This is a genomic window from Brevibacterium rongguiense (genome assembly GCF_009857845.1).
GTDB lineage: Bacteria > Actinomycetota > Actinomycetes > Actinomycetales > Brevibacteriaceae > Brevibacterium > Brevibacterium rongguiense.
In genome coordinates this window covers 15,662-29,047 of the sequence record NZ_WWEQ01000007.1, presented here as the reverse complement: position 1 = coordinate 29,047, position 13,386 = coordinate 15,662, and the positions used below count along the sequence as shown (strand labels likewise).

The 13,386-nt window shown below is 72.9% G+C and carries 12 protein-coding genes; 10 read left to right on the top strand and 2 right to left on the bottom strand.

Translation table 11 applies throughout. The features are described from left to right. Positions 1 to 3 precede the first annotated feature (3 nt). Positions 4 to 387, bottom strand: a complete 384-nt coding sequence (locus GSY69_RS02780) for a DUF3054 domain-containing protein (protein WP_160952370.1) — start codon at positions 385 to 387, stop codon at positions 4 to 6. Between the two features lie 36 nt (positions 388 to 423). Here GSY69_RS02780 and dop point away from each other — a divergent pair, with 36 nt between their 5' ends. From dop to GSY69_RS02730, 10 genes are all read left to right on the top strand, one after another. Then, entirely contained in the window at positions 424 to 1,965 is a 1,542-nt protein-coding gene (gene dop / locus GSY69_RS02775; RefSeq protein WP_160952418.1) for a depupylase/deamidase Dop, read from the top strand. 1 nt (position 1,966) lies between these two features. After that, positions 1,967 to 2,158 carry a ubiquitin-like protein Pup gene (locus GSY69_RS02770; protein ID WP_160952369.1) on the top strand — a complete coding sequence of 64 codons (192 nt, stop codon included), beginning with the start codon at positions 1,967 to 1,969 and terminating at the stop codon, positions 2,156 to 2,158. Next, positions 2,155 to 3,633: a Pup--protein ligase gene (gene pafA, locus GSY69_RS02765; RefSeq protein ID WP_160952368.1), complete on the top strand. Its 1,479-nt coding sequence runs from the start codon at positions 2,155 to 2,157 to the stop codon at positions 3,631 to 3,633. Before GSY69_RS02770 ends, pafA begins: the two co-directional genes overlap by 4 nt. A gap of 89 nt (positions 3,634 to 3,722) precedes the next feature. Further along, positions 3,723 to 4,682: an FKBP-type peptidyl-prolyl cis-trans isomerase gene (locus GSY69_RS15110; protein ID WP_328698736.1), complete on the top strand. Its 960-nt coding sequence runs from the start codon at positions 3,723 to 3,725 to the stop codon at positions 4,680 to 4,682. A gap of 53 nt (positions 4,683 to 4,735) precedes the next feature. Next, positions 4,736 to 5,110: an FKBP-type peptidyl-prolyl cis-trans isomerase gene (locus tag GSY69_RS02755; protein ID WP_160952367.1), complete on the top strand. Its 375-nt coding sequence runs from the start codon at positions 4,736 to 4,738 to the stop codon at positions 5,108 to 5,110. Between the two features lie 25 nt (positions 5,111 to 5,135). Continuing rightward, entirely contained in the window at positions 5,136 to 6,182 is a 1,047-nt protein-coding gene (locus GSY69_RS15105) for a helix-turn-helix transcriptional regulator (RefSeq protein WP_160952366.1), read from the top strand. Next, on the top strand, positions 6,175 to 7,104 hold the full coding sequence (locus GSY69_RS15100) for a WYL domain-containing transcriptional regulator (protein WP_160952365.1): 930 nt from the start codon (positions 6,175 to 6,177) through the stop codon (positions 7,102 to 7,104). The genes GSY69_RS15105 and GSY69_RS15100 overlap by 8 nt, the downstream gene beginning before the upstream one ends. A gap of 26 nt (positions 7,105 to 7,130) precedes the next feature. Next, positions 7,131 to 7,412 (top strand): twin-arginine translocase TatA/TatE family subunit, encoded by a 282-nt coding sequence (gene tatA / locus GSY69_RS02740; protein ID WP_235936233.1) that lies wholly within the window; start codon positions 7,131 to 7,133, stop codon positions 7,410 to 7,412. A gap of 6 nt (positions 7,413 to 7,418) precedes the next feature. Beyond that, entirely contained in the window at positions 7,419 to 8,255 is an 837-nt protein-coding gene (tatC, locus tag GSY69_RS02735) for a twin-arginine translocase subunit TatC (RefSeq protein ID WP_328698735.1), read from the top strand. Positions 8,256 to 8,283: 28 nt separating this feature from the next. Continuing rightward, complete coding sequence (locus GSY69_RS02730) at positions 8,284 to 10,968, top strand: DEAD/DEAH box helicase (protein WP_160952364.1); 2,685 nt, start codon at positions 8,284 to 8,286, stop codon at positions 10,966 to 10,968. Between the two features lie 30 nt (positions 10,969 to 10,998). Here the strand turns inward: GSY69_RS02730 and secA2 are convergent, their stop codons facing one another. Beyond that, a complete protein-coding gene (gene secA2, locus GSY69_RS02725; protein WP_160952363.1) occupies positions 10,999 to 13,260 on the bottom strand; it encodes an accessory Sec system translocase SecA2 in 2,262 nt (753 codons plus the stop codon). Between the last annotated feature and the right edge of the window lie 126 nt (positions 13,261 to 13,386).

Genomic DNA, 13,386 nt, shown 5'->3' with positions numbered 1-13,386 from the left:
CGCTCAGCGCGAGCGGCCGGCGACGGCGGTGGCGATGAGCCGCCAGCCCACGAGCGTGAGCAGGTTGAACGAGGCCGCGACGATGAGGAACGTGCCGGGGATCCCGGTGCCGCTCTGGCCGGCGAGGAAGCGGATGATCATGCCCACGAGCACGGTGGTCGCCCAGATCCCGGCGCCCGTGCGCAGCGGCGCGAGCGGTGCGGACCAGACCGCGTTGAGCACCCACGCCGCGGCGAGCGCCGCGAGGAACGGCCAGGCGGTGCGCACGAGGCCCGCGACCTCGAGACTGTGCTCGTGGGTGTAGTGCCCGACGACCGCGAAGACGGCGACGAGCACGAGGTCCACGAGCAGGGCGACGGGCAGATGCGAGGTTCTCTTAGCAGGCACGCTTAGAGTGTAGACGGACCGATGAGGGGAGACGCCATGGTGAGCGCGCGGCGCGTGATGGGCGCGGAGACGGAGTTCGGCATCTGGCAGCAGGGCAACCCGCGGGCCAATCCGATGCGCGATTCGGCGCGCGTCGTCGACGCCTATGCCGGCCCTCGCGGACTGAAGTCCTCGCAGAGCTTCTGGGACTTCGCCGCCGAGTCGCCGCTGGCCGATGCGCGCGGGTTCCTCATGAACGTCGCCGAGGCGCACACCTCCCAGCTCACCCACCTGCCGGACGCGCAGCCGGAATCGCAGTACCTGGCCAACGTGGTGCTGGAGAACGGCGCACGGCTCTACGTCGACCACGCCCACCCCGAGTACTCGTGCCCGGAGGTGCTCGCCCCCCGCGACCTCGTGCTCTACGACCGGGCCGGCGACCTCGTGGCGCTCCAGGCGGTCCGCGCGCTGGCCCAGAGCCCGGAGCCGGTCAACCTCTACAAGAACAACACGGACTCGAAGGGCTCGTCCTACGGCGCGCACGAGAACTACCTCGTGGACCGCAGCGTCGAGTTCGACGACATCGTCGCGGGCCTCACCCCGTTCTTCGTCACCCGCCAGGTGCTGTGCGGCGCCGGGCGCGTGGGCCTCGGGATGTCCGGCGAGGAGCCCGGCTACCAGCTGTCCTCGCGCGCGGACTTCTTCGAGGCCGAGGTGGGGCTCGAGACGACCCTGCGCCGGCCGATCATCAACACCCGCGACGAGCCCCACGCGGATCCCGCCCGGTACCGCCGCCTCCACGTCATCGTGGGCGATGCGACCCTCGCCGAGCCCGCGACGCTCGTGCGCTTCGGGGCCACCGCCCTGGTGCTCGGCCTCATCGAGGAGGGCCTGGCGCCCGCCTGCGAGCTCGCCGACCCCGTCCAGGCGCTGCGCGATGTCTCCCACGACCTCACCCTGGCCAGGCCCCTCGCCCTGGCCGACGGCACGCAGACCACCGCCCTGGCAGTCCAGCGGGCCTACCTCGAGGCGTGCGAGGCCGCCGCCGGCGCGCAGCCGGACGCCGCCACCGCCGAGGTGCTCGCCGAGTGGCGCCGCTTCCTCACCGCGCTCGAGACCGATCCCATGGAGCTCGCCGACTCCGTCGACTGGGTGGCCAAGCTCTCGCTCCTCGAGGGCTACCGTCGGCGCGAGGGCCTCGCGTGGGACCACCCGAAGCTCGCGCTCATCGACGTCCAGTACGCCGATGTGCGCCCGGAGAAGGGCCTGTTCTACCGCCTCGAGGCCGCCGGCAGGATCCGGCGCCTCACCGACGACGCCGCGGTGGCGCGGGCCGCGGCGGAGCCGCCGGCGGACACCCGCGCGTGGCTGCGCGGCACAGCCGTGGAGCGCTTCGGCCAGCAGCTCGTCTCCGCCAGCTGGGACTCGCTCGTGTTCTCCGTGGACGGGGGGCTGGTGCGCGTGCCCATGAAGTACCCGCTCAAGGGCACCCGCGCGCTGCTGGAGGAGCGGATCGCCGGGGCCCGCGACGCCCCGTCACTGCTGCGGGCGCTCGGCGTCACTAGACTGGGGGACACGACCACGGAAGGAGAGGTCTGAGATGAGCCAGGAGCAGTTCCGCGCCCAGCCGCGCGGGGGTTCGGGCCACGGCGAGGAGCCGGCCGAGCTCGGCCAGGTGCAGGCGCAGGCGAACACGCAGGGCGTCGACGACGTCCTCGACGACATCGACTCGGTGCTGGAGACCAACGCCGAGGACTTCGTGCGCAACTTCGTCCAGAAGGGCGGCCAGTGAAGCGCATCTTCGGCCTTGAGACCGAATACGGCATCGCCTTCACCCCCTCCGAATCCGGCCGCAGGCTGGGCCCCGAGGAGATCGCCCGCTACCTGTTCCGCCCCGTCGTCGCCTGGGGCCGGTCGTCCAACGTCTTCCTGCCCAACGGCGCGCGGCTCTACCTCGATGTGGGCTCGCACCCGGAGTACGCCACCGCGGAGTGCGACCGGCTGCCCGACCTCGTCGCCCAGGACGGCGCGGGCCAGGCCATCATGGTCGACCTCCTGGGCCGCGCCCAGGATGCGCTGGCCGACGAGGGCGCGGCCGGCACCGCGCACCTCGTGAAGAACAACAAGGACTCCGCCGGCAACTCCTACGGCAGCCACGAGAACTTCCTCATCCGGCGCAGCGTGGACTTCAAGCACCTCACCGGCGTGCTCCTGCCGTTCCTCGTCGCCCGCCAGCTCCTCGTGGGCGCCGGTGCGGTGCTGCCCGCCGGGATCAGCACGGAGATCGCCCCCGCGGATGCGAACCGCGCCCCGAGCGCCGGCCAGGCGCCGCCGGTGCGCACCGGCGAGCTCGTCTACGGCCTCTCCGCCCGCTCGGACGTCATGTGGGAGGGCGTGTCCTCGGCCACGACCCGTTCGCGGCCCATCATCAACGCCCGCGACGAGCCGCACGCGGACGCGGAGAAGTACCGTCGCCTGCACGTCATCGTGGGCGACTCCTCGATGTCGCAGACGACGAGCGAGCTCAAGGTCGGCTCCGCGGGCCTCGTCCTCGACCTCATCGAGGCCGGCGTGCCGCTCGAGGACCTCAGCCTGCGCAACCCGATCCGCGACATCCGCCGCATCGCGCGCGACCTGACGGGCTCCACGGTGCTCGAGCTGCGCTCCGGGGCCACCCTGACCGCACGCGAGCTGCTGGGCCGCTACTTGGAGCGCGCCGCGGCGCTCGTGGCCGCCGGCGACCACAGCCTGGGCGACGACGCGGCCGCGGCACGGGTCATCGACCGCTGGGAGCGGATGCTCGCAGCCCTCGAGACCGGTGACTTCTCCGCCGTGGACACGGAGATCGACTGGGTCATCAAGAAGAAGCTCATCGACCGCTACCTCGAGCGCTCCGAGGCCGGGCTCGCCGATCCGCGAGTCCAGCGCCTCGATGTCGCCTACCACGACCTCACCCCCGGCAGCGGGCTCTTCCCCCGGCTCGAGGCCGCGGGCCTCGCGGCCCGGGTGGTCGACGCCGCTGCGATCGAGGCTGCCAAGGACTGTGCCCCCGCCACCACCCGCGCCGCGATCCGCGGCGACTTCGTGGCCGCCGCCCACGACGCGCGGCGGGACTACACGGTGGACTGGGTGCACCTGCGCCTCAACGACCACGCCCAGCGCGCCGTCGTGCTCAAGGACCCCTTCGCCCACGCCAGCGAGCCCGCGACGGCCCTCATCGCCGCACTGCGCGCCGACACCGCGCCCAGTGGCCCGCCCGCGCCATGACCGTCAGGCCGCGCCCACAGGCCAACGCCCGCCCCTTCAGCCCCCTCATGCCCGGCGGCCCGCAGCTGACCGCCTCAGGAAGGAAATCCGTGCGCAGAAGAATCCTCGCCGCGTGTGCCGTCACCGTGCTCGCCCTCACCGGCTGCGGTGGGAACGGGGACGACGAGGGCGGGGGCGAGACGCCCCAGGCCAGCGGCTCCCAGTCCGCGGCGGCCGACTCGCTCGACGCCGTCAAGGTCACGGGCAAGCCCGACGCCAAGCCCTCCGTGGAGTTCCCCACCCCCCTCGTCATCGCCAAGCCGGCGCACAAGACGCTCGTGACGGGCTCGGGGGAGAAGCTCGCCGCCGGCAAGCAGGTGAGCGCGAACATCACCATGGTCTCCGGCACCACCGGCAAGGTCGCCAATTCGACCTACGACCAGGGCAAGCCCGCCACGTTCCCCATGGACAAGGAGAACGGCATCAGCGAGGACCTCTACTCCGCGCTCGAGGGCCAGCCCGTCGGCTCGCGCATCGCGGTCGCGATGCAGGGCAGCGCGCAGCAGGGCGAAGCCGCCCAGACGCTCGTCTACATCATCGACATCGTCAAGCAGGAGAACGCGCCCAAGACCTACACGAAGGCCGAGGGCAAGGCCGTCGCCCCCGCGAAGGGGATGCCGAAGGTCACCCGCGACGCCAAGGGCAAGCCCTCCATCGCGAAACCCCAGGGCAAGGCGCCGACCTCCCTCGTGTCGGACTACGTGATCGAGGGCAAGGGCGCCGAGGTGAAGAAGGGCCAGAAGGTCAGCGTCCAGTACTCCGGCTGGCTGTGGACCGACAACACGAAGACCTTCGACTCCAGCTGGGACAAGGGCCAGCCGTTCAGCTTCACCACCGGCGGCGGCGAGGTCATCGCCGGCTGGGACGAGGGCGTCGTCGGCAAGAAGGTAGGCTCGCAGATCCTCCTCGTCGTGCCGCCGGACAAGGGCTACGGTGCTCAGGAGAGCGGCTCGATCCCGGCGAACTCCACCCTCGTCTTCGTCGTCGACATCCTCTCCGCCGCCGGCTGACCCGGCCCGCGCCTACCCCCCCCGCACCCAACCGCCCACCCAAGGAGCACACCATGGACCGCACGAAGCCCGAGGTCGACTTCCCCGGCGAGACCCCGCCCACCGAACTGGAGATCATCGACGACATCGTCGGCGAGGGCCGCGAGGCTCAGCCCGGCGATGCCGTCGCCGTCCACTACGTGGGCGTCGCGCAGTCCACCGGCGAGCAGTTCGACGCAAGCTGGGACCGCGGGGAGCCGCTGCGCTTCACCGTCGGCACCGGCAAGGTCATCGAGGGCTGGGACCGCGGCCTGCTGGGCATGCGCGTGGGCGGCCGGCGCACCCTGCGCATCCCGGCGGCCCTGGCCTACGGTGAGCGCGGCGTCCCGGGCGTCATCGCCCCCGGTGAGGCCCTCGTCTTCGTCTGCGACCTCGTCGACGCGGTCTGAGCTCCGCAGGCCGTCCATGGACCGGGTGAGGAAGCAGACCGAGCGGCTGCTCAACCTGCTCATCGCGCTGCGCTCGGCGCGCGGCTGGATCGACCGCGATTCGCTGCGCGCAGCGCTGGACGACTACCGCGCGCAGCCGGACAACGCGGCATTCGACCGCATGTTCAGCCGGGACAAGGACCTCCTGCGGCGCCTGGGCATCGAGATCTCCACGACGGACTGGTCCGATGCGGACACCGGTGAGACGGCGTACGGCTACCGCATCACGGAGGGCGACTACGCGCTGCCGCCCATCGTCCTGACCCCGGAGGAGGCGGGTGTGCTATCGGTTGCCCAGACGGTCTTCGAGGGCTCCGAGCTCGCCGCCGACACGGCGCGTGCGGTGACGAAGCTGCGCGGGCTCGGCCTCGACATCGGCGGGGGAGCCGACCGCGAGGTGCCCCCGGCGCGCATGGCCTCCGGGCTGTTCGCCACCTTCGTCGCGGCGCTCGGCGACCGGCGCCCGGTCGAGTTCGACTACCGCCGACCGGGCGACCGGCTGCACCGCCGCCGCTTCGAGCCCTATGCGCTGCTCACCCGCGGCGACCGGGTCTACGCCGTGGGCCGTGACATCGACCGCGATGCGGTGCGCACGTTCCGCCTCAGCCGGATCGCGGGCCCCGTGAGGCCGCTGCGCTCGCGCGCCGCGGGCGACTACGCGATCCCCACGGATTTCCGCGCGGAGGACTACTTCGCCCCGGAGCGGGCGCCCGAGGGCGCGCGCACGGCGCTGCTCGCGCTCGAGCCCGGGCGGGCCGACCCCCTGCGCCGCGAGGGCCGCGCGCTCGGCGCCGCCGCCGCGGCGGCCCAGGACGCCGGGGTGCCCGCCCCCGGTGCCGGCCGCGAGGACTGGGACGGCCTCGAGCTCGACTTCGACGACGCGGAATCGCTCACAGCCCGCCTGCTGGGCTTCGCCCCAGCGGTCGAGCCGCTCGCGCCCGCGGCCCTGCGCACCGCCTACGCGGCGCGCCTGCGGGAGACCGCCGCGGCACTGGTGGCGATCGCCGCGCCCCAGGGAGCCGACCGTGGCTGACGCATCCGAGCGGCTCGCCCGCCTGCTGGGCCTTGTGCCCTACCTCACCCGCAACCCCGGCACGGGCATCGCGACGACCGCGAACGTCTTCGGCATCACCCCCGCCCAGCTCATCGACGACCTCGAGCTCCTCTTCGTCTCCGGCCGGCCCGGCCACATGCCCGATGACCTCATCGAGGCCAACTGGGAGGGCGACCGGATCTACGTGGCGAACGCGGACGAGGTCTCCGTCCCCGTGCGGCTGAGCTCGCGGGAGGCGCGGGCGCTGCTCATCGCGCTCGACTACCTCGCCGAGGTCGACGACGTCGAGCCCGCCACGATCGCGCGGGTGCGGGCGAAGGTGTCGGCCGCTGCCGCCCTGAGCCCCGCCGGCGGTGCCGTGGACGTGCGCGTGCCGGAGCGCCCGGCCGCGCTGCAGGCGGCGCTGGCGCAGGCGCGCGCCCGCGGCGAGGGCCTCGCCCTCGACTACTACGTGGCCGCCCGCGATGAGCTCACCCACCGCCTCGTGACCCCCAAGCGGCTGCGCCTGGCCGGCGCCTGGTACCTCGACGCGTGGTGCCACACCTCCGGCGGCCCGCGCACCTTCGCCGTCTCCGCCATCCGCGGCTTCGCCTCAGCCCCCGTTCCCGAGGTGCCCGCCGGCGCCGCTGCGGGGGCGGGCGGCCCGCGCGACGAGGGACTCGGGGTCGCGCTCACCTTCGCCCCGGAGGCCGCGTGGCTGGCCGACGAGCTCGAGACCACGGCCGTCGACTACGACGCGGCCGGGCCCGGCACGGTCCGGGCGCAGCTGCGGGTGCACTCCCGCGAGTGGCTCACCCGCCTCCTCCTGGCCCACGGCCGCCACGTGCTCGCCGTCGAGCCGCCGGGACTCGCCGCGGATGCCGCGCGGATCGCGGCCCAGGCGGCCGGGCGCGTAGACTAGGGGCGGATCAACCTTAGGAGCCGCACATGTTTCACCCCTCCGCCATGCACGTCATGATCGTCGTGCTCGTCATCGTGCTCATCTTCGGCGCCGCCAAGCTGCCGTCGGTGGCGAAGAACCTCGGCAAGTCGATGAAGGTCTTCAAGGACGAGGTCAAGGACATGCGCAGCGACGATGCGGATGCCAAGCGCTCCGCGGAGATCACGGACGCGCCGCCCGCGGCGCCCGCCTCCGCTCCGCAGGCCGACCCGGCAGCCGAGGCCGCCCGCCGCGCCGATGTGCAGGGCTCCGAGCAGCGCAATCCCTGACCGGCGGTGGTCGACTCCCTTCCGGGCCGGGCGAAGAAGCCGCGCCGTCAGAAGAACCGCGAGCGGCGGATGCCGCTCATGGGCCACCTGCGCGAGCTGCGCAACCGCGTCGTCATCGTCGGTGCCGCGCTGCTCATCGGCTCGGCCGTGGGCTGGTTCCTCTACGACCCGGTGCTGGCACTGCTCCAGGCGCCCATCGACGAGGTCGCCCGCAGCCAGGGCCGCACCGCGGAGCTGAACTTCGCGGGCATCGCCTCGCCCTTCGACATCCGGCTGAAGGTCTCGGTCTTCATCGGCATCTTCCTCACGCTGCCCATCTGGCTCTACCAGCTCTGGGCGTTCATCGTCCCGGGCCTCACCCGCACCGAGGTGCGCTACAGCCTGGGCTTCCTGCTCACCGCGCTGCCGCTGTTCCTCGCCGGGGCGGCGTGCGCGTTCTTCGCGCTGCCCAACGCCGTGGCCGCACTCGGCGAGCTCATCCCCTCGGGGGCCTCGTACATCGTGCCCGCCCAGGACTACCTGACGTTCGTCATGCTCATCATCGTGGTGTTCGGGATCGCGTTCGTGCTGCCGGTGCTCATGGTGGGCCTCAACATGCTTGGCCTGCTCTCCGCTGCGACGCTGCGCCGCTCCTGGCGCTGGCTGGTGGTCCTCGTCTTCGCGTTCGCCGCCGTGGCCACGCCCTCGCCGGATGCGATCTCGATGTTCTACCTCGTCGTGCCGATGCTCGTCATGTTCGTCCTCGCCTGGGCGATCTGCGCGCTCGGCGACCGGCGCCGCAAAGCGCGGGCGATCGCGGCGGGCACGTGGGTCGAGCCCGCCGTCGTCGACGACGACGACTGACCCCCGGGCCGGCCGATAGACTGGCCCGATGCCAGCCGATCCCTCACCCGCACAGGCCTATGCCGCCTCCCGCCGCCGCGCCGCACTCGACGCCGGCGAGCTGGGCGCCTTCGAGGCGGCGCTGCCGTACCCGCTCGACGACTTCCAGCGCGAGGGCTGCGCGGCTCTCCAGGAGGGCCGCTCCGTGCTCGTCGCGGCGCCCACCGGGGCCGGCAAGACCGTGCTCGCCCAGTTCGCCGTCATGCTCGCCGTGGCCCAGGACGTCCGCGTGTTCTACACGACCCCCATCAAGGCGCTGAGCAACCAGAAGTACCAGGAGCTGTGCGCGGCCTACGGGGAGGACCGCGTGGGCCTGCTCACCGGCGACACCTCGATCAACCGGGATGCGCAGATCGTCGTCATGACGACCGAGGTGCTGCGCAACATGATCTACTCGGGCGCCGACCTGAGCACCCTGCGCTACGTCGTGCTCGACGAGGTGCACTTCCTGGGCGACCGGTTCCGCGGGCCGGTGTGGGAAGAGGTCATCATCCACCTCCCGCCCCACGTGCTGCTCGTGTGCCTGTCGGCCACCGTGTCCAACGCGGAGGAGTTCGGCGACTGGCTCGCCGAGGTCCGCGGTTCGACCGACGTCATCGTCTCCGAGCACCGCCCCGTGCCGCTGTACAACCACGTGGCCGTCGGCACGGACCTCTACCCGCTCTTCGCTCCGCGCGGCTTCGAGGTCGACCGCGACCTCCAGCAGGCGGTGCGGCCCTACCAGGCGCGCCGGGGCCGCGGGGGGCGGCGCGGGGGCCGGCCGCCGCGCTTCCACCGCCCCGGGCGCGCGGCCATCATCCGCGAGCTCGACGCCGACGGCCTGCTGCCGGCCATCTACTTCATCTTCTCCCGCAACGCCTGCGACGACGCCGTCGAGCAGTGCCTCGCGGCGGGCCTCGACCTCACCGACCGCGAGCAGAAGCGCCACATCATGGCCCGCCTCGACGAGCTGCAGGAGCAGCTGGGCTCGGAGGACCTCGGGGTGCTGGGCTTCGGCAGCTTCGCCGCGGGCCTCGTCAACGGCTTCGGGGCGCACCACGCCGGCCTCATCCCGCAGTTCAAGGAGCTCGTGGAGGAGCTCTTCGCCGGCGGCTTCCTGCGCGTCGTCTTCTCCACGGAGACGCTCGCGCTGGGCATCAACATGCCCGCCCGCACGGTCGTGCTGGAGAAGCTCACGAAGTTCAACGGCGAATCGCACGTCCAGATCACGCCGGGGGAGTACACGCAGCTGACCGGGCGCGCCGGCCGCCGCGGCATCGACGTCGAGGGCCACGCGGTGACCGTGTGGTCGCCGGACGTCGAGCCCGCCGACATCGCGGCCCTCGCCTCGAAGCGGATGTACGCGCTCTCCAGCCGCTTCGCCCCCACGTACAACATGGCCGCCAACCTGCTGGCGCGCATGACCCGCGAGGACGCCGCGAAGGTGCTCGAGACCTCGTTCGCCCAGTTCCAGGCCGACGCCTCCGTGGTCGGGCTGGCGAAGCGGGCCCGCCGCAACGACGAGGCGCTGGCCGGCTACGAGACCGCCATGCAGTGCGACCGGGGCGACTTCGGGGAGTACTTCGGCCTGCGCCGGAGCCTGAGCGAGCTCGAGAAGCGGGCGGGCAAGGCGCGCTCGAAGCAGCGCCAGCGCCAGGTGCTCGCCTCCCTGTCCGACCTCGAGGTCGGCGACGTCGTGCTGCTGCCCTCGCGGCGCTCGTTCGGCGCCTGCGTGGTCCTCACCCCGCTGCGCGGCGAGGAGGACGGCACCCGCCTGCCCACCGTGCTCACGCAGTCGGGCAAGGTGTGGCACCTGCGCCCCCACGAGGTGACCGAGCCCGCGCTCGAGCTCGGCCACGTCCGCACGCCCAAGAAGTTCAACCACCGCAGCCCGGCCGAGCGCCGCCGGCTGCTCGACGTGCTCTCCGAGGCGATCGCCGCGGGCAAGGTCCGCGACCCGGCCGCTGCGCAGCCGGCGGACGACGGCGCGGAACCGGAGCGCGAGGAGATCGCCGCGGTGCGCCGCCAGCTGCGCGAGCACCCGTGCCACGCGTGCCCGGATCGCGAGGCCCACGCGCGGTGGGCGGAGCGGGCGCAGGCGCTCGAGCGCAAGAACAGCGCCGTCGCGGCCCAGATCGAGGGGCGCACCGCGTCGATCGCCCACGTCTTCACCCGCGTGTGCCAGGTCCTCGAGACGCTGGGGTTCCTGCCCGACGGGATGGCGATCCTGCGCCGCATCTACGGTGAGCGCGACCTGCTGACGGCGCTGAGCGTCCGGGAGGGGCTCTGGGACGGGCTCGACGAGCCGGAGGTGGCCGCGTTCGCCTCGACGCTCGTCTACCAGGCCCGCCGGGAGGTGGGCGGCGCCGTCACCGTGCCCACCGAGCGCCTCGGCGAGCGGCTGGCCGAGCTCGGGGAGCTGTGGCGCGGCCTCGACCGCATCGAGGCCGATGCCCGCCTGCCGCTGACCCCGGAGCCGGAGCTGGGGATCGCGGTGCAGATCTACCGCTGGACGCAGGGCCGGAGCCTGAGCGCGGCGCTGGGGCGCTCGGACATCGCGGCCGGCGACTTCGTCCGGTGGGCCAAGCAGACCCTCGACCTGTTGGGCCAGGTCGCCCACGTCGCGCAGCCGCAGACGGCCGAGGTCATCCGGCGGGCGGCCAACGCGATCCGCCGCGGGGTCGTGCTCGAATAACCCCGCGGCGGGGCTGTCAGCGCTCGGCCGTCAGCGCTTGGCAACCCGCTTGACGACGGCCTCGATATCGGAGCCGAACGTCGACTCGGTCGACAGGTAGGTCCACGTCGACGACGGCCGCTTGAGGCCGTGGGCCCGCAGGTCGATGCCCGTCGGGGTGAACTCCGCCTCCCGCACGACCTCCGCGGAGTCAGCCAGCACATCGGGCCAGAACGACTCGAAGGCGCGGATGGACTCCGCGTTGAACGCCTCGTGGGGCTTCTCCTTCGCCAGGGTGCGCAGGTGGATGCCCTCGCGCAGGTCGTTGAGGTAGGCGAGGTGGTCCACCCAGCGGGAGTCGAGCTCGAACAGCAGCACCTCGCGCAGGGCGGCGTCGACGACCTCGGCGCCCAGCTTCTCATCGGCAGCGGCCACCGCCTCGGCGGCCTCGGCCCGCAGCTCGTCGACCCCGGTGGACTCCCGCCGGATGGCGTCGCGGCGGCGCAGCACGAGCTCGCGCTGCTTGGCCATGAGCTCGTTGAACCGCCACGTGTCGCGGTGGACCGCGGTGTTCTCGCCCTCCGCCATGCGCTGCGCGTGCTCGACGAGCTGGGCCGCGCGGCGCGCGGCGATCCGCCCGTGCTCGTCGCCCTCCTCGATGAAGCGCTGGGCCTCCGGCACGCGGGTCATGAGCTCGTCTTCGAGCGAGGTGAAGAAGACCGAGGTGCCCGGGTCGCCCTGGCGCCCTGCCCGGCCGCGCAGCTGGTCATCGAGCCGGGAGGACTGGTAGCGGCCCGCGCCGATGACGAGGAGCCCGCCGGCCTCCGCGGCGCCCTCGCCCAGGCGGATGTCCGTGCCGCGGCCGGCCATCTGGGTCGACACGGTGACCGCGCCTGCGGCGCCGGCGGCCGCGATGATCCCGGCCTCGTGGGTGTCGTCCTTGGCGTTGAGCACCTCGGCGCGGATGCCGCGCTCGCGCAGCCGCTCGGCCAAACTCTCCGATTCGGACACCGAGCGCGTGCCGATGAGGATCGGGCGCCCGGAGGCGTGCTGGGCGGCGACCTCCTCGACGATCGCGCGCTCCTTGGACTCCTGATAGGTGTACAGGCGGTCGGGCTCGTCGACGCGCACCACCGCCTCGTTGGGCTCGATGGGGAGGATCTCGAGCTCGTAGAACTCGCGCAGATCATCGCCCACCGCCAGCGCGGTGCCCGTCATCCCGCAGACCGTCCGGTAGCCGTGGATGAGCTCCTCGACGGTCATCTGGTCGAGGATCTCACCCGATTCGCTGGCCGTCAGGTGCTCCTTGGCCTCGACGGCCGCCTGCAGGCCGTCGGGCCAGCGCTGGAGGTCTGCCACCCGGCCGCGGGAGTCGGAGATGAGCTTGATGACGCCGTCCACCACGAGGTAGTCGACATCGCGCTTGATGAGCGCGCGGGCGTAGAGCGCGAGGTTGACGGCGGCGAGCACGTCCGCATCCGCGCCGTAGAGGTCGACGTCCAGCTCGCGCTCGACCCGATCGGCCCCCGCGTCGGTGAGCGAGACGGCCTTGCGGTCCTGGCTGACCTCGTAGTCGGCGTTCGGGTCGAGGTCGGCGACGAGCGCAGCGATCTTCGCATCGGCCTCCTCGACGCTGGTGGAGCCGGCCAGCACGAGGGGCACGCGCGCCTCGTCGATGAGCACGGAGTCCGCCTCGTCGACGATCACGACGTCCCTCTCGCCCACGCGCAGCTGCGCGTCATCGGCGGCGAAGCGGTCGCGCAGCACGTCGAAGCCCACCTCCTGCACGGAGGCGTAGACGACCTCGGTGGCGTAGGCGGACTGCCGCGCGGCCTCGTCGTCGGACTCGCTGACGGCGGCCGATTCGACGCCGAGCAGCTCGAACAGCGGCGCCATCCAATCGCGGTCGCGCACCGCGAGGTAGTCATTCACGCTGACCACGTGGACGCGGCGGCCCTGCAGGGCGTAGCCGGCGGCGGCCATGGCGCCCACGAGGGTCTTGCCCTCGCCGGTGAGCATCTGGACGACGTGGCCGTCGAGGAGGCCGACGAGCCCGGTGAGCTGGGAGTCGAAGGGGCGCTCGCCCAGCGCGCGCTCGGCGGCCTCCCGCACGAGCGCGGCGAAGGCGATCTGCTGCTCGCGCCGCTGGCCGGTCGTGAAGATCTCCGCGGCGGTGGCGGCGATGTCCTCGTCGGCCAGCGCCGCGTAGTCCTGCGACTTCTCGTCGATGGCGCTGCGCGAGCGCTCGAGCCAGCCGGTGCGGCCGGCGGCCTGCGCGCCGGGTCGGTTGAGCAGGCGGGCGAAGATGCCCATGCGTCCGTCCTCACTGTCGATGCTGCGTGGCGAAGCCGCGCGCCGCACGCACGGCGTGCGAGCCCGGGGCGCCGCCCAGTCTACGACGGCGCCCCGGGCTCCGCGGTCAGCCCGCTCGAAGGCGCG

What these genes read in the sequence shown, in the direction of transcription:
- dop (WP_160952418.1), top strand. Translation starts at nt 424, where the DNA reads ATGGTGAGCGCGCGGCGCGTGATGGGCGCGGAGACGGAGTTCGGCATC.
- GSY69_RS02770 (WP_160952369.1), top strand. Translation starts at nt 1,967, where the DNA reads ATGAGCCAGGAGCAGTTCCGCGCCCAGCCGCGCGGGGGTTCGGGCCAC.
- GSY69_RS02755 (WP_160952367.1), top strand. Translation starts at nt 4,736, where the DNA reads ATGGACCGCACGAAGCCCGAGGTCGACTTCCCCGGCGAGACCCCGCCC.
- tatA (WP_235936233.1), top strand. Translation starts at nt 7,131, where the DNA reads ATGTTTCACCCCTCCGCCATGCACGTCATGATCGTCGTGCTCGTCATC.
- GSY69_RS02730 (WP_160952364.1), top strand. Translation starts at nt 8,284, where the DNA reads ATGCCAGCCGATCCCTCACCCGCACAGGCCTATGCCGCCTCCCGCCGC.
- secA2 (WP_160952363.1), bottom strand. Translation starts at nt 13,260, where the DNA reads ATGGGCATCTTCGCCCGCCTGCTCAACCGACCCGGCGCGCAGGCCGCC.